The organism is Pseudomonas sp. EA_35y_Pfl2_R5, assembly GCF_963970805.1.
Lineage (GTDB): Bacteria > Pseudomonadota > Gammaproteobacteria > Pseudomonadales > Pseudomonadaceae > Aquipseudomonas.
On the sequence record NZ_CAXAOW010000027.1, the window covers coordinates 1 to 16,041 of the forward strand.

The 16,041-nt window shown below is 56.2% G+C and carries 13 protein-coding genes and 1 tRNA gene; all 14 read right to left on the bottom strand.

Annotated features, from left to right (window positions below):
- A partial coding sequence (locus tag AACX99_RS21710; protein ID WP_232430874.1) for a GTP-binding protein occupies positions 1-157 on the bottom strand: 157 nt, incomplete at its 3' end.
- A 31-nt stretch (positions 158-188) separates the two neighbouring features.
- Positions 189-2,294 carry an elongation factor G gene (fusA, locus tag AACX99_RS21715; RefSeq protein ID WP_339414501.1) on the bottom strand — a complete coding sequence of 702 codons (2,106 nt, stop codon included), beginning with the start codon at positions 2,292-2,294 and terminating at the stop codon, positions 189-191.
- A 30-nt stretch (positions 2,295-2,324) separates the two neighbouring features.
- On the bottom strand, positions 2,325-2,795 hold the full coding sequence (gene rpsG, locus AACX99_RS21720) for a 30S ribosomal protein S7 (protein ID WP_010490886.1): 471 nt from the start codon (positions 2,793-2,795) through the stop codon (positions 2,325-2,327).
- A 134-nt stretch (positions 2,796-2,929) separates the two neighbouring features.
- Complete coding sequence (rpsL, locus tag AACX99_RS21725; RefSeq protein ID WP_003463319.1) at positions 2,930-3,301, bottom strand: 30S ribosomal protein S12; 372 nt, start codon at positions 3,299-3,301, stop codon at positions 2,930-2,932.
- A 151-nt stretch (positions 3,302-3,452) separates the two neighbouring features.
- Complete coding sequence (gene rpoC / locus AACX99_RS21730; RefSeq protein ID WP_339414502.1) at positions 3,453-7,652, bottom strand: DNA-directed RNA polymerase subunit beta'; 4,200 nt, start codon at positions 7,650-7,652, stop codon at positions 3,453-3,455.
- 64 nt (positions 7,653-7,716) lie between these two features.
- A complete protein-coding gene (gene rpoB, locus AACX99_RS21735; protein WP_339414503.1) occupies positions 7,717-11,790 on the bottom strand; it encodes a DNA-directed RNA polymerase subunit beta in 4,074 nt (1,357 codons plus the stop codon).
- 219 nt (positions 11,791-12,009) lie between these two features.
- Complete coding sequence (rplL, locus tag AACX99_RS21740) at positions 12,010-12,375, bottom strand: 50S ribosomal protein L7/L12 (RefSeq protein ID WP_018925654.1); 366 nt, start codon at positions 12,373-12,375, stop codon at positions 12,010-12,012.
- Positions 12,376-12,454: 79 nt separating this feature from the next.
- On the bottom strand, positions 12,455-12,955 hold the full coding sequence (rplJ, locus tag AACX99_RS21745) for a 50S ribosomal protein L10 (protein ID WP_339414504.1): 501 nt from the start codon (positions 12,953-12,955) through the stop codon (positions 12,455-12,457).
- Positions 12,956-13,155: 200 nt separating this feature from the next.
- Positions 13,156-13,851 carry a 50S ribosomal protein L1 gene (gene rplA / locus AACX99_RS21750; RefSeq protein ID WP_274087698.1) on the bottom strand — a complete coding sequence of 232 codons (696 nt, stop codon included), beginning with the start codon at positions 13,849-13,851 and terminating at the stop codon, positions 13,156-13,158.
- Positions 13,851-14,282, bottom strand: coding sequence for a 50S ribosomal protein L11 (rplK, locus tag AACX99_RS21755; protein ID WP_069522401.1), 432 nt, complete (start codon positions 14,280-14,282; stop codon positions 13,851-13,853). Before rplK ends, rplA begins: the two co-directional genes overlap by 1 nt.
- 116 nt (positions 14,283-14,398) lie before the next feature.
- Positions 14,399-14,932 (bottom strand): transcription termination/antitermination protein NusG, encoded by a 534-nt coding sequence (nusG, locus tag AACX99_RS21760; RefSeq protein WP_090256278.1) that lies wholly within the window; start codon positions 14,930-14,932, stop codon positions 14,399-14,401.
- Positions 14,933-14,941: 9 nt separating this feature from the next.
- On the bottom strand, positions 14,942-15,310 hold the full coding sequence (gene secE, locus AACX99_RS21765) for a preprotein translocase subunit SecE (protein WP_090256277.1): 369 nt from the start codon (positions 15,308-15,310) through the stop codon (positions 14,942-14,944).
- 43 nt (positions 15,311-15,353) lie between these two features.
- Positions 15,354-15,429, bottom strand: a tRNA-Trp gene (locus AACX99_RS21770).
- Positions 15,430-15,483: 54 nt separating this feature from the next.
- Positions 15,484-16,041: EF-Tu C-terminal domain-related protein (locus AACX99_RS21775; protein ID WP_339414507.1), on the bottom strand; the 558-nt coding region annotated here is incomplete at its 5' end.

Here is a 16,041-nt window from a genome sequence, read left to right on the forward strand (position 1 = left end):
CGCTGTCGATCTTGTCGAAGTCAACCTTGGCCGAACCGAATACTTCGGAGCAGACGCGGGTCAGAGCAGCGGTCAGAGTGGTTTTACCGTGGTCAACGTGACCGATAGTGCCAACGTTGACGTGCGGTTTGTTACGTTCAAATTTTTCTTTAGCCACGACAATTAACTCCTAGCTTAAAGGGGCTGAATCAGCCTTGTTTTTTGGTTACCGACTCGACGATGTGCGACGGAGCCGTATTATATTTTTTGAATTCCATGGAGTAGCTTGCGCGACCCTGAGACATGGAACGGACGTCGGTCGCATAACCGAACATCTCACCCAGCGGAACTTCAGCACGAATCACCTTGCCGGAGATCGTGTCTTCCATACCCAGGATCATGCCACGACGACGGTTAAGGTCGCCCATCACATCACCCATGTAGTCTTCTGGGGTAACAACCTCTACCGCCATGATCGGCTCGAGCAACTCACCACCGCCCTTCTGGGCCAGCTGCTTGGTCGCCATGGAAGCAGCCACCTTGAACGCCATCTCGTTAGAGTCGACGTCGTGGTAGGAACCATCGAACACGGTAGCCTTCAGGCCGATCAGCGGATAACCGGCAACAACGCCGTTCTTCATCTGCTCTTCGATACCCTTCTGGATCGCCGGGATGTATTCCTTCGGGATCACACCGCCCACCACTTCGTTCACAAACTGCAGACCTTCCTGACCTTCGTCAGCAGGTGCAAAGCGAACCCAGCAGTGACCGAACTGACCACGACCACCGGACTGACGCACGAACTTGCCTTCGATTTCGCAGTTCTTCGTGATGCGCTCACGATAGGAAACCTGAGGCTTACCGATGTTGGCTTCAACGTTGAACTCGCGGCGCATGCGGTCGACCAGGATATCCAGGTGCAACTCACCCATACCGGAGATGATCGTCTGACCAGTCTCTTCATCAGTTTTAACGCGGAAAGATGGATCTTCCTGAGCAAGCTTGCCCAGAGCGATACCCATTTTTTCCTGGTCGTCCTTGGTCTTAGGCTCTACGGCAACCGAAATAACCGGCTCCGGGAAGTCCATGCGAACCAGGATGATTGGCTTGTCAGCGTTGCACAGAGTCTCACCAGTGGTGACGTCCTTCATGCCGATCAAGGCCGCGATGTCACCAGCGCGCACTTCCTTGATTTCTTCGCGGGCATTTGCGTGCATTTGCACCATACGACCCACGCGCTCTTTTTTACCTTTAACCGAGTTGATCACGCCGTCACCGGAGGCCAACACGCCCGAGTAAACGCGAACGAAGGTCAAGGTACCCACAAATGGGTCGGTAGCGATCTTGAACGCCAGAGCCGAGAACGGCTCGTTGTCGTCCGCATGGCGCTCCATCTCCTCTTCCTCGTTATCTGGGTTGGTACCCTTGATAGCAGGAATGTCGGTCGGAGCAGGCAGGAAGTCGATAACGGCGTCGAGAACCAGGGGAACACCCTTGTTCTTGAAGGAGGAACCGCAAACAGCCAAGACGATCTCACCGGCAATAGTACGCTGGCGCAGAGCGGCCTTGATTTCCTCGTTGGTGAGCTCCTCACCCTCAAGGTACTTGTTCATCAGCTCTTCGCTGGCTTCGGCTGCAGCCTCAACCATGTTGCCGCGCCACTTCTCGGCCTCTTCCAACAATTCAGCTGGAATATCCTTGCGCACAGGAACCATGCCTTTGTCGGCATCGCTCCAGTAGACAGCTTGCATGTTGATCAGATCGATCTGACCCTGGAAGTTGTCTTCAGCACCGATAGCCAACTGGATCGGCACCGGAGTGTGACCCAGACGCTGCTTGATCTGACCGATCACGCGCAGGAAGTCAGCACCGGCACGGTCCATCTTGTTGACGTAAACAAGACGCGGAACGCCGTATTTGTTGGCCTGACGCCATACGGTTTCCGACTGAGGCTCAACGCCCGAGGTACCACAGAACACAACGACCGCGCCGTCGAGCACGCGCAGCGAACGCTCAACTTCAATGGTGAAGTCAACGTGGCCGGGGGTATCGATGACGTTAAAGCGGTGCTCATCTTTGTACTGCTTCTCGGAACCTTTCCAGAAGGCGGTGATGGCAGCGGAAGTAATGGTAATACCACGCTCCTGCTCCTGCACCATCCAGTCTGTGGTCGCGGCGCCGTCATGCACCTCGCCCATCTTGTGGCTTTTGCCTGTATAGAAAAGCACACGCTCGGTGGTCGTGGTTTTACCCGCGTCCACGTGAGCCACGATACCGATGTTACGGTAGCGGTTAATCGGTGTAGTACGAGCCATAAAGCCCTCGCAAATTTAGAAGCGCAAAATTTAGAAGCGGTAGTGCGAGAAAGCCTTGTTGGCTTCAGCCATGCGGTGCACGTCTTCACGCTTCTTAACTGCAGCACCTTTACCTTCAGCGGCATCCAGCAATTCGCCAGCCAAACGCAGAGCCATAGACTTCTCGCCACGCTTACGAGCGAAATCTACCAGCCAGCGCATGGCAAGAGCGTTACGGCGGGACGGACGAACTTCGACCGGAACCTGGTAAGTAGCACCGCCTACACGGCGCGACTTCACTTCGACCAGCGGAGCGATGGCGTCGAGAGCTTTCTCGAAGATTTCCAGGGGATCGCTGTTCTTACGCTCTTTAACCTTGTCCAGGGCGCCATAAACGATACGCTCGGCAACGGCTTTCTTGCCGCTTTCCATCACGTGGTTCATGAACTTGGCCAGGATTTGGCTTCCGTATTTTGGATCGTCAAGCACTTCGCGCTTGGCTGCTACACGACGTCTTGGCATTTGATAAGCCCTCAAACGGTCTTCAGGTTAGCCCGGGACTGCATCGCGAGGATGGATGCCCGACCTTACTCTTATCGACTCAGATAAATAAAAAACTGCAATTCGGTGCACGCACCGGGCACTTCAGACGCCTATTACTTCGGACGCTTGGTACCGTACTTCGAACGACCCTGCTTACGGTCTTTAACGCCAGAGGTATCCAGCGAACCGCGCACGGTGTGGTAACGCACACCTGGCAAGTCTTTTACACGGCCGCCGCGAATCAGTACGACGCTGTGCTCTTGCAGGTTGTGGCCTTCACCGCCGATGTACGAGGAAACCTCGAAACCGTTGGTCAGGCGCACACGGCACACTTTACGCAGTGCCGAGTTAGGTTTTTTCGGCGTAGTGGTATACACGCGAGTGCACACACCACGACGCTGCGGGCAGTTCTGCAGCGCAGGCACGTCGGATTTCTCGACGATACGCTTACGCGGCTGACGTACCAGCTGGTTGATAGTTGCCATCTTAAGCTCCACTGTTGTCTTGCGACGCTATTGCCCTACAAACAAAATGGCAGGGCACGTGCCCTGCCAAATTTAGGGGTGCATGAGTCTAAAGAGACTCACCGCCCCAGTCAAGACAAAGCCCCGCTAGCGGACTAGCGGGGCTTTGTACTTAATTACTGCTGGAGTTCAGCGCTTCGGTCAGTGCAGCTTCCACTTCACTGGCGCTGACACGTACCGGCTGAGCCGCTTCACGCTTGCGCTTGCGCTCGCTGTGATAGGCCAGACCGGTACCGGCCGGGATCAGACGACCCACAACCACGTTTTCTTTCAGACCACGCAGGTAGTCGCGCTTGCCAGTAACCGCCGCCTCGGTAAGAACGCGAGTGGTTTCCTGGAAAGAAGCCGCCGAGATAAACGACTCGGTGGACAACGACGCCTTGGTGATACCCAGCAACACGCGGGTGTACTTGGCAATGAACTTGTCTTCTGCTGCCAGACGCTCGTTCTCACCCAGTACTGCGGTCAACTCCATCTGGTCGCCCTTGATGAAGCTGGAATCGCCCGACTCAGCCACTTCAACCTTGCGCAGCATCTGGCGCAGAATGGTTTCGATGTGCTTGTCGTTGATCTTCACGCCCTGCAAGCGGTAAACGTCCTGGATCTCGTTGACGATGTACTTGGCCAGCGCGCTGACACCCAGCAAACGCAGGATATCGTGCGGATCGCTCGGGCCGTCGGAGATAACTTCACCCTTGTTGACCTGCTCACCTTCGAACACGTTCAGGTGACGCCACTTCGGAATCAGCTCTTCGTACGGATCACTGCCATCGGTCGGCGTGATTACCAAGCGGCGCTTGCCTTTGGTTTCCTTGCCGAACGAAATGGTGCCGCTGATTTCTGCGAGGATCGACGCTTCTTTCGGGCGACGGGCTTCGAACAAGTCAGCAACGCGCGGCAGACCACCGGTGATGTCACGGGTCTTGGAAGTCTCTTGCGGGATACGAGCGATAACATCACCCACGCCCACCTGAGCACCGTTCGCCACACCCACCAAGGCGTTAGCCGGCAGGAAGTACTGCGCTGGTACGTCGGTACCTGGCAGCAGCAGATCCTTGCCATCTTCGCCAACCATCTTCACGGCAGGACGGATGTCCTTACCGGCAGCCGGACGATCTTTCGGATCGAGGACTTCGATGTTGGTCAAACCAGTCAATTCGTCGGTCTGACGCTTGATGGTGATGCCTTCTTCCATGCCCACGTAGGTCACGGTACCTTTCATTTCGGTAACGATTGGGTGGGTGTGCGGGTCCCACTTGGCGACGATGGCGCCAGCGTCAACCTTGTCACCTTCCTTCACGGAAATTACAGCACCGTATGGCAGCTTGTAGCGCTCACGCTCGCGGCCAAACTCGTCGGCAATCGCCAGCTCGCCGGAGCGGGAAACCGCAACCAGGTTGCCGTCAAGACGCTCAACGTGCTTGAGGTTGTGCAGACGGATCGCACCGCCGTTCTTCACCTGTACGCTGTCAGCAGCCGAGGTCCGGCTGGCCGCACCACCGATGTGGAACGTACGCATGGTCAGCTGGGTACCCGGCTCACCGATCGACTGAGCAGCGATAACGCCGACTGCTTCACCGATGTTGATCTGGTGACCGCGAGCCAGGTCGCGACCGTAGCACTTGGCGCAGATGCCGTAGCGGGTTTCACAGCTGATTGGCGAACGCACGATCACTTCGTCGATGCTGTTCAGCTCAATGAACTCAACCCACTGCTCGTCGACCAAGGTGCCAGCCGGCACGATGACGTCTTCGGTGCCCGGTTTGAATACGTCCTTGGCGATAACTCGACCGAGAACGCGCTCACCCAATGGCTCAACAACGTCGCCGCCTTCAATGTGCGGCGTCATCAGCAGGCCGTGCTCGGTGCCGCAATCGATTGCGGTAACCACCAGATCCTGCGCCACGTCGACCAGACGACGAGTCAGGTAACCGGAGTTAGCGGTTTTCAACGCGGTATCCGCAAGACCCTTACGAGCACCGTGCGTCGAGATGAAGTACTGCAGAACCGACAGACCTTCGCGGAAGTTCGCGGTGATCGGCGTTTCGATGATCGAGCCGTCTGGCTTGGCCATCAGACCACGCATACCTGCCAGCTGGCGGATCTGCGCGGCGCTACCACGAGCACCGGAGTCAGCCATCATGTACATCGAGTTGAAGGACTCCTGGTCAACAGTATTACCTTCGCGATCAACCACTTTCTCTTTCGAGAGGTTGGCCATCATCGCCTTGGATACTTCATCGTTGGCCTTGGACCAGAGGTCGATCACCTTGTTGTACTTCTCACCCTGGGTTACCAGGCCGGAGGCGTACTGCGATTCGATCTCTTTAACTTCCTCGGTAGCGGCGTCAATGATGCGCGCCTTCTCATCCGGGATAACGAAGTCGTTCACACCGATCGACACACCCGAGATAGTCGAGTAAGCGAAACCGGTGTACATCAGTTGGTCAGCGAAGATGACGGTGTCTTTCAAGCCAACAGTCCGGTAGCACTGGTTGATCAGCTTGGAGATCGCCTTCTTCTTCATCGACTGGTTGACCACGTCATACGACAGGCCATCCGGAACGATTTGGAACAGCAGCGCGCGGCCAACAGTGGTGTCGACGATACGGGTGTTCTTGGTGATGGTGCCGTCGCGATCTTTGATCACTTCGTTGATGCGCACTTTTACGCGAGCATGCAGCGAGGCTTCGCCACCACGGAATACGCGGTCAACTTCCTGCAGGTCAGCGAATACGCGGCCTTCGCCTTTGGCGTTAATCGCTTCGCGGGTCATGTAGTACAGACCCAATACAACGTCCTGCGACGGAACGATGATTGGCTCACCGTTGGCTGGCGACAGAATGTTGTTGGTCGACATCATCAACGCACGCGCTTCCAGCTGGGCTTCCAGCGTCAGCGGTACGTGCACGGCCATTTGGTCACCGTCGAAGTCGGCGTTGTACGCGGCGCAGACCAACGGGTGCAGCTGAATCGCTTTACCTTCGATCAGAACCGGTTCAAACGCCTGGATGCCCAGACGGTGCAGGGTGGGTGCACGGTTGAGCAGCACTGGGTGTTCGCGAATCACTTCGGCGAGAACGTCCCACACCTCTGGCAGCTCGCGCTCGACCATCTTCTTCGCGGCCTTGATGGTGGTCGCGAGACCACGCATTTCCAGCTTGCCGAAAATGAACGGCTTGAACAGCTCGAGGGCCATCTTCTTCGGCAGACCGCACTGGTGCAGACGCAGAGTCGGGCCCACGGTAATAACGGAACGACCGGAGTAGTCCACGCGCTTACCGAGCAAGTTCTGACGGAAACGACCTTGCTTACCCTTGATCATGTCAGCCAAGGATTTCAGCGGACGCTTGTTCGAACCAGTGATGGCGCGACCGCGACGGCCGTTGTCGAGCAGGGCGTCGACCGCTTCCTGCAGCATGCGCTTTTCGTTGCGCACGATGATGTCCGGTGCGGACAGATCAAGCAGGCGCTTCAAGCGGTTGTTACGGTTGATCACGCGGCGATACAGATCGTTGAGATCCGAAGTCGCGAAGCGGCCACCGTCGAGCGGAACCAGTGGACGCAGATCTGGCGGCAGAACCGGCAGAACGGTCAACACCATCCACTCAGGCAGGTTGCCCGAACCGAGGAACGCTTCCATCAGCTTCAGACGCTTGGACAGCTTCTTGATCTTGGTTTCCGAGTTGGTTTGCGGAATTTCTTCGCGCAGACGGCCAATCTCGTGCTCCAGGTCAATCGCGTGCAGCAGTTCGCGAACGGCTTCAGCACCCATACGGGCGTCGAAGTCATCACCGAACTCTTCGAGGGCTTCGAAGTACTGCTCGTCGTTCAGCAACTGGCCTTTTTCAAGGGTGGTCATGCCCGGATCGATAACGACATAGCTCTCGAAATAGAGAACACGCTCGATATCACGCAGGGTCATGTCCATCAGCAAACCGATACGGCTCGGCAGCGACTTGAGGAACCAGATGTGGGCAACCGGCGAAGCCAGTTCGATGTGCGCCATGCGCTCACGGCGAACCTTGGCCAGTGCAACTTCAACGCCGCACTTCTCGCAGATCACACCGCGATGCTTCAAGCGCTTGTACTTACCGCACAGGCACTCGTAATCCTTTACCGGGCCAAAGATCTTGGCGCAGAACAGGCCGTCACGCTCAGGCTTGAACGTACGGTAGTTGATGGTTTCCGGCTTTTTAACTTCACCGAACGACCACGAACGGATCATCTCAGGCGAAGCAAGGCCGATGCGAATGGCATCGAACTCTTCGACTTGACCCTGGTTTTTCAGCAAATTCAGTAGGTCTTTCAAGGCCTTTCCTCCTGGCGGAGCAGAGAGCGGGCTGTGGTGCCCCGCTCTCGATTCGCGTCACGTGTTATTCGGTTTCCAGATCGATGTCGATACCCAGCGAACGGATTTCTTTGATCAGTACGTTGAAGGACTCAGGCATGCCCGGCTCCATACGGTGATCACCGTCCACGATGTTTTTGTACATCTTGGTACGGCCGTTCACATCGTCCGACTTCACGGTCAGCATTTCCTGCAGGGTGTAGGCGGCGCCGTAGGCTTCCAACGCCCAGACCTCCATCTCACCGAAGCGCTGACCACCGAACTGCGCCTTACCACCCAGCGGCTGCTGAGTAACCAGGCTGTAGGAACCCGTGGAACGCGCGTGCATCTTGTCGTCCACCAGGTGGTTCAGTTTCAGCATGTACATGTAGCCAACGGTGGTCGGACGCTCGAACTGGTTACCCGTACGGCCGTCGATCAGGCGCATCTGGCCGCTTTCTGGCAGGTCTGCCAGTTTCAGCATGGCCTTGATTTCGCTTTCCTTGGCACCGTCGAACACCGGGGTAGCCATCGGTACACCACCTTTGAGGTTGTGCGCCAATTTCAGGATTTCCTGATCACTCAGCTCGTCCAGACTTTCCTGACGACCGCCGATCTCGTTGTAGATCTGCTGCATAAACTTACGCAGCTCAGCGACCTTGCGCTGCTCTTCGAGCATGCGGTTGATCTTCTCGCCCAGACCTTTAGCCGCGAGGCCCAGGTGGGTTTCGAGGATCTGTCCGACGTTCATACGCGACGGTACGCCCAGCGGGTTGAGGACGATATCCACTGGCGTGCCATGCACGTCGTGCGGCATGTCTTCAACCGGCATGATCACGGAGACCACACCCTTGTTACCGTGACGACCGGCCATCTTGTCGCCCGGCTGGATGCGGCGGCGGATGGCCAGGTAGACCTTGACGATCTTCAGCACGCCTGGAGCCAGGTCATCGCCCTGCTGCAGCTTGCGCTTTTTGTCTTCGAACTTGTCGTCGAGCAACTGGCGGCGGTCGGAGATGTAGGCCTGAGCCTTTTCCAACTGCTCGTTCAGCGCGTCATCTGCCATGCGCAGCTTGAACCACTGACCACGCTCGAGGCCGTCGAGGAACTCGTCGGTGATCTCCGCGCCTTTCTTCAAGCCAGCGCCGCCTTCGGCCTTCTTGCCGACCAGAGCTGCACGCAGACGCTCGAAAGTTGCACCTTCAACGATACGGAACTCTTCGTTGAGGTCCTTACGGATCTCGTCGAGCTGGCTCTTCTCGATCGACAAAGCACGAGCATCACGCTCAACGCCGTCGCGGGTGAAGACCTGCACGTCAATAACGGTACCTTTGGTGCCAGTTGGCACGCGCAGGGAGGTGTCTTTAACGTCAGACGCCTTCTCACCGAAGATCGCACGCAGCAGCTTCTCTTCCGGCGTCAGCTGGGTTTCGCCTTTTGGCGTGACCTTGCCGACCAGAATGTCGCCCGGGCCCACTTCAGCGCCGACATACACGATGCCTGCTTCGTCCAACTTGTTCAGCGCAGACTCACCGACGTTCGGGATGTCGGAAGTGATTTCTTCCGAGCCGAGCTTGGTGTCACGCGCCACACAGGTCAGTTCCTGAATGTGGATGGTGGTGAAACGATCTTCTTGCACCACGCGCTCGGAGAGGCAGATGGAGTCTTCGAAGTTGTAACCGTTCCACGGCATGAACGCGACGCGCATGTTCTGACCCAGAGCCAGTTCACCCATATCGGTGGACGGGCCGTCAGCCAGGATGTCGCTGCGCTCAACCTTGTCACCTTTGCTCACCAGCGGACGCTGGTTGATGCAGGTGTTCTGGTTGGAGCGGGTGTATTTGGTCAGGTTGTAGATGTCGACACCGGCTTCGCCAGTTTCAACTTCGTCGTCATTGACGCGAACTACCACACGGCTGGCATCGACGGAGTCGATCACACCGCCACGGCGAGCCACGACGCAAACGCCGGAGTCGCGCGCCACGTTGCGCTCCATGCCGGTACCTACCAGCGGCTTGTCAGCGCGCAGAGTCGGTACAGCCTGACGCTGCATGTTCGAACCCATCAAAGCACGGTTGGCGTCGTCGTGCTCGAGGAACGGGATCAGCGAAGCGGCAACCGAAACTACCTGCTTAGGCGATACGTCCATCAGGGTGACGTCTTCAGGCGCTTTAACGGTGAATTCGTTGAGGTGACGTACAGCCACCAACTCATCAACCAGCTGACCTTTGTTGTTCATGGTCGCCGAAGCCTGGGCGATCACGTGATCGGCCTCTTCAATGGCGGACAGGAACACGATTTCGTCGGTAACCAGGGTGTCTTTCACCACACGGTACGGGCTCTCAAGGAAGCCGTACTGGTTGGTGCGAGCATAGGCTGCCAGGGAGTTGATCAGACCGATGTTCGGACCTTCAGGGGTCTCGATCGGGCACACACGGCCGTAGTGGGTCGGGTGTACGTCACGGACTTCGAAGCCGGCACGCTCACGGGTCAAACCGCCCGGGCCAAGAGCCGAAACACGGCGCTTGTGGGTAATCTCGGAGAGCGGGTTGTTCTGGTCCATAAACTGCGAGAGCTGGCTGGAACCGAAGAACTCTTTCACCGCCGCCGCAACCGGCTTGGCGTTGATCAGGTCCTGCGGCATCAAGCCTTCGCTTTCGGCCATCGACAGACGCTCTTTGACCGCACGCTCAACACGTACCAGGCCAACGCGGAACTGGTTCTCGGCCATTTCGCCTACGCAGCGAACACGACGGTTACCCAGGTGGTCGATGTCGTCGACGATGCCTTTGCCGTTACGGATATCGACCAGGGTCTTGAGGACCGCAACGATATCTTCCTTGCTCAGCACGCCCGAACCTTCGATCTCGGTGCGACCGATACGACGGTTGAACTTCATGCGGCCTACGGCCGACAGGTCGTAACGCTCGGCGCTGAAGAACAGGTTGTTGAACAGGGTCTCGGCAGCATCCTTGGTTGGCGGCTCGCCAGGACGCATCATGCGGTAGATCTCGACCAGCGCTTCCAACTGATTGGTGGTGCTGTCGATCTTCAGGGTATCGGAGATGAACGGACCGCAATCGATGTCGTTGGTGTACAGCGTCTCGATACGTACGACCTGAGCCTTGACCACTTTGGCCAGGATCTCGGTGTTCAGCTCGGTGTTGCACTCGGCGATGATTTCGCCGGTAGCCGGGTGCACGATGGCCTTGGCCGAGGTGCGACCGATCAGGTAGTCGATCGGCACTTCCAGCTCTTTGATACCGGCCTTGTCCAGCTGATTGATATGGCGCGCGGTAATCCGGCGGCCTTGCTCAACGATGACCTTGCCCTTGTCGTCCTTGATGTCGAGGACGGCAATTTCACCACGCAGACGCTGCGGAACCAGTTCCAGGTTGAGGGATTCGCCCTTAACGTGGAAAACGTTGGTCGCATAGAACGCGTCCAGCACTTCTTCAGTGCTGTAACCCAGCGCGCGCAACAGCACGGAAGCCGGCAGCTTGCGACGACGGTCGATACGCACGAACACGGCGTCCTTCGGATCGAACTCGAAGTCCAGCCAGGAGCCGCGGTAAGGAATGATGCGCGCCGAGTACAGCAGCTTGCCCGAGCTGTGAGTCTTGCCACGGTCGTGGTCGAAGAACACACCTGGGGAGCGGTGCAACTGGGAGACGATAACGCGCTCGGTACCGTTGATAACGAAGGTACCGTTCTCGGTCATGAGCGGAATTTCGCCCATGTACACTTCTTGCTCTTTGATGTCCTTGATCGCTTTGTTCGACGATTCTTTGTCGAAAATGATCAGCCGGACTTTTACCCGCAGCGGCACGGCATAGGTCACGCCACGCAGCGTACATTCCTTGACATCAAAAGCCGGCTCGCCCAAGCGATAACCGACATACTCCAGAGCAGCATTGCCGGAGTAGCTGATAATCGGGAAAACAGACTTGAAGGCCGCATGCAGGCCAATGTCGCGGAACTGGTCCTTGGTCGCCCCTGCCTGCAGGAATTCGCGATACGAATCCAGCTGGATGGCCAGGAGATAAGGCACATCCATGACATCCGGCAACTTGCTAAAGTCCTTGCGGATACGTTTTTTCTCAGTATATGAGTAAGCCATCAGCGTTCCCCAGCTTGGTCACCTGCTTATTTGGCCCCTCCGACGGGAGTTGCCAGAAACTCTTGCAAACCCTAGGTTTGCGCCGCCACATCGGGCGGGTATTTCGCGCCCCAGGCCAGCCAATGAATAGCCGACCTAGAACGGAAAAAGGCCGGTGGCAAAAGCCACCAGCCATCAGCCTTTCGCTTAACGCTTGGGCTGTAGACGCAAGGTCGTCGCTTACTTGAGCTCGACTTTGGCGCCAGCTTCTTCCAAAGCAGCTTTGGCTTTGTCAGCTGCGTCTTTCGCAACAGCTTCCAGAACCATGGCAGGAGCGCCGTCAACAACAGCCTTGGCTTCTTTCAGGCCCAGACCGGTCAGTTCACGAACTGCCTTGATCACGTTAACTTTCTTCTCGCCAGCTTCGGTCAGCATGACGTTGAATTCAGTTTGCTCTTCAACAACAGCGGCAGCAGCAGCTGGGCCAGCAGCAGCGACAGCAGCGGTAACGCCGAAGGTTTCTTCCATTGCTTTGATCAGCTCAACAACTTCCAGAACGGTTTTCTGGCCGATTGCTTCGATGATTTGCTCGTTAGTCAGAGACATGACTTTAAATCCTGTATTGGGGTGACAGCCTACGCAGCCATCAAATTAAACATATGATTTTGAAAGAGTTTGCGATGCCTTAAGCAGCGGTAGCTTCTTTCTGGTCGCGAATGGCCGCCAGAGTACGAGCCAGCTTGCTGGTAGCGCCTTGGATCACGCTCATCAGCTTCGCAATGGCTTCATCGCGAGTTGGCAGCGAAGCCAACACGTCGATCTCGTTTGCTGCGAGGAACTTGCCCTCAAACGCAGCTGCCTTGATCTCGAACTTGTCCTGACCCTTGGCGAACTCTTTGAAAATACGAGCAGCAGCGCCCGGATGTTCCTTGGAGAATGCAATCAGGGTCGGGCCTTTGAACACGTCGTTGAGGACCGAATAATCAGTGCCTTCAACAGCGCGCTTGAGCAGGGTATTACGTACAACACGTACGTATACGCCAGCTTCGCGGGCCTCTTTACGGAGTCCGGTCATAGCGCCTACAGTCACACCACGGGCATCAGCCACGACAGCGGACAGGGCACCTTTGGCAGCCTCGTTGACTTCAGCGACGATGGCCTTCTTGTCTTCGAGTTTAATTGCCACGGGTAAAACTCCTGCTTGTTACCGTTTCATCTGGCCGAAGCCGGATGTCGTTTTGGTGTCTGATTCGGTAAGGAACCGGGAGCACCATCTGCGTAGGCTGTTAATTTAAGACTTGCGCCACCTACGGTCTTGGATAGCCCCCGCAAAGCAGGGACCCCAAAGTGTCGAAGCAGCGCAATCGCTTGCGCTGCCTCTATGTATTACGCGTCGAGCGAGCCTTGATCGATGATCAGACCTGGACCCATGGTGGTGCTCAGGGTTACGCGCTTGACGTAGATGCCTTTCGAAGTCGATGGCTTCAGACGCTTAAGGTCAGAAATCAGCGCTTCAACGTTTTGCTTCAGCTTCTCGGCGTCAAAGCCAACCTTGCCGACGGAACCGTGGATGATGCCGTTCTTGTCAGTACGGAAACGTACTTGACCAGCTTTGGCATTCTTCACAGCGGTAGCCACGTCAGGGGTAACGGTACCGACTTTCGGGTTAGGCATCAGTCCACGTGGGCCGAGCACTTGGCCCAGCTGACCGACAACGCGCATTGCATCCGGGGAGGCAATTACTACGTCATAGTTCAGGTCGCCGCCTTTCATTTCAGCAGCCAGATCGTCCATACCTACGCGATCAGCGCCGGCAGCCAGAGCAGCTTCAGCAGCTGGGCCCTGGGTGAACACGGCAACGCGAACGCTTTTGCCCGAACCGTTCGGCAGAACGGTGGCGCCACGTACAACCTGGTCGGATTTACGCGGGTCAACACCGAGGTTGACGGCGATATCTACCGACTCAGAGAACTTAACTGCAGACAGCTCAGCCAGCAGAGCGGCCGCTTCAACAAAGTTGTAAGCCTTACCAGCTTCAACTTTCTCAGCGATTGCCTTTTGACGCTTGGTCAACTTAGCCATTACACACCCTCCACGTTGAGGCCCATGCTACGAGCGGAGCCGGCGATAGTACGCACAGCTGCATCCATATCAGCGGCAGTCAGATCAGCCTGTTTGGTCTTGGCGATCTCTTCCAGCTGAGCACGTGTCACGGTGCCAACCTTAACGGTGTTCGGACGAGCCGAACCGCTGGTCAGGCCAGCAGCCTTCTTCAGCAGAACCGAAGCAGGGGTGCTTTTGGTTTCAAAGGTGAAGCTACGGTCGCTATAAACAGTGATGATCACTGGAGTCGGCAGACCAGGCTCCATACCCTGGGTACGGGCGTTGAAAGCCTTGCAGAATTCCATGATGTTCACGCCGTGCTGACCCAGAGCTGGGCCGACGGGTGGCGACGGGTTGGCTTGTGCAGCCTTTACTTGCAGCTTGATATAAGCCGTAATTTTCTTAGCCATGAGCTACTCCAGTTTTGGGTTCTAGCGCCTTTCGGCTCCCCAGTTATTGCCTATTTATCCCAGTGACGACAAAACCCCGCAGCCTATGGCTGCGGGGTCAGGGATGCTTATGTCAGTTATGCCTTTTCGACCTGACTGAACTCCAGCTCGACCGGTGTAGAGCGACCAAAAATAGTCACTGCCACCTGGATGCGGCTCTTTTCGTAATTAACTTCTTCAACAACACCGCTGAAATCGGCAAACGGACCATCGGTCACGCGCACCATTTCACCCGGCTCGAACAACGTTTTCGGCTTCGGCTTGTCACCGCTATCGGCAACACGACGCAGAATGGCATCAGCTTCTTTCTCGGTGATTGGCGCAGGCTTATCTGCAGTACCACCAATAAAGCCCATGACACGAGGGGTGTTCTTGATCAAATGCCAAGTAGCCTCACTCATTTCCATCTGCACCAGCACATAGCCAGGGAAGAACTTTCGCTCACTCTTGCGCTTCTGGCCATTCCGCATCTCTACCACTTCTTCAGTAGGGACCAGAATCTCACCGAAAACATCTTCCATACCAGCGAGCTTTACACGCTCTACCAGCGAGCGCATAACATGCTTCTCGTAACCCGAGTAAGCATGCACAACGTACCAACGCTTAGCCACGGGACACCCTTAGCCGACAATCAACGAAACAAGCCAACCAAGCAGGGAATCCAAACCCCACAACAACAGCGCCATAACCAAAACAACAGCCACAACGATCAAAGTTGTCTGCGTGGTTTCCTGGCGAGTTGGCCAAACGACCTTACGAATTTCAACGCGAGCTTCTTTTGCCAACACCCAAAAGGCCTGACCTTTTGACGTTTGCAAAGCAATCACACCAGCCAATGCCGCTACAACCAGCAATGCCAGAACGCGATACAGAATAGGCTCAGCAGAGAAATACTGATTACCAACTACGCCTGCGATTACCAGAGCAGCAACAACGAGCCACTTAAGCAGATCGAAGCGAGAGTCTTTGGCTTCAGCCTTAACATTCATCTACTAGTATCCTGTAAAAAGACGCGCCAAATTCTAGGGAAAATGGCAGGTCAGGAGGGAATCGAACCCCCAACCTACGGTTTTGGAGACCGTCGCTCTGCCAATTGAGCTACTGACCTAAAAACTGAATCAGGCCGACCATTATGCCGGCCCGATCAAAACAGATCAATCGCTTAAGCGATGATCTTGGCTACGACGCCAGCGCCGACGGTACGACCGCCTTCACGAATGGCGAAACGCAGACCTTCTTCCATTGCAATGGTCTTGATCAGAGTGACAGTCATCTGGATGTTGTCACCTGGCATTACCATTTCAACGCCTTCCGGCAGTTCGCAGTTACCAGTTACGTCAGTAGTACGGAAGTAGAACTGAGGACGGTAGCCTTTGAAGAACGGAGTGTGACGACCGCCTTCTTCTTTGCTCAACACATACACTTCTGCAGTGAAGGTGGTGTGCGGCTTAACCGAACCTGGCTTGACCAGAACCTGGCCACGCTCAACGTCGTCACGCTTGGTGCCGCGCAGCAGAACGCCGCAGTTCTCGCCAGCACGACCTTCGTCGAGCAGCTTGCGGAACATTTCAACACCGGTACAGGTGGTCTTGATGGTATCACGCAGACCAACGATTTCGATTTCTTCCTGAATCTTGACGATACCGCGCTCGATACGGCCAGTTACCACGGTGCCACGACCGGAGATCGAGAATACGTCTTCGATTGGCATCAGGAACGG

What these genes read in the sequence shown, in the direction of transcription:
- fusA (WP_339414501.1), bottom strand. Translation starts at nt 2,294, where the DNA reads ATGGCTCGTACTACACCGATTAACCGCTACCGTAACATCGGTATCGTG.
- rpsG (WP_010490886.1), bottom strand. Translation starts at nt 2,795, where the DNA reads ATGCCAAGACGTCGTGTAGCAGCCAAGCGCGAAGTGCTTGACGATCCA.
- rpsL (WP_003463319.1), bottom strand. Translation starts at nt 3,301, where the DNA reads ATGGCAACTATCAACCAGCTGGTACGTCAGCCGCGTAAGCGTATCGTC.
- rpoB (WP_339414503.1), bottom strand. Translation starts at nt 11,790, where the DNA reads ATGGCTTACTCATATACTGAGAAAAAACGTATCCGCAAGGACTTTAGC.
- rplL (WP_018925654.1), bottom strand. Translation starts at nt 12,375, where the DNA reads ATGTCTCTGACTAACGAGCAAATCATCGAAGCAATCGGCCAGAAAACC.
- rplA (WP_274087698.1), bottom strand. Translation starts at nt 13,851, where the DNA reads ATGGCTAAGTTGACCAAGCGTCAAAAGGCAATCGCTGAGAAAGTTGAA.
- rplK (WP_069522401.1), bottom strand. Translation starts at nt 14,282, where the DNA reads ATGGCTAAGAAAATTACGGCTTATATCAAGCTGCAAGTAAAGGCTGCA.
- secE (WP_090256277.1), bottom strand. Translation starts at nt 15,310, where the DNA reads ATGAATGTTAAGGCTGAAGCCAAAGACTCTCGCTTCGATCTGCTTAAG.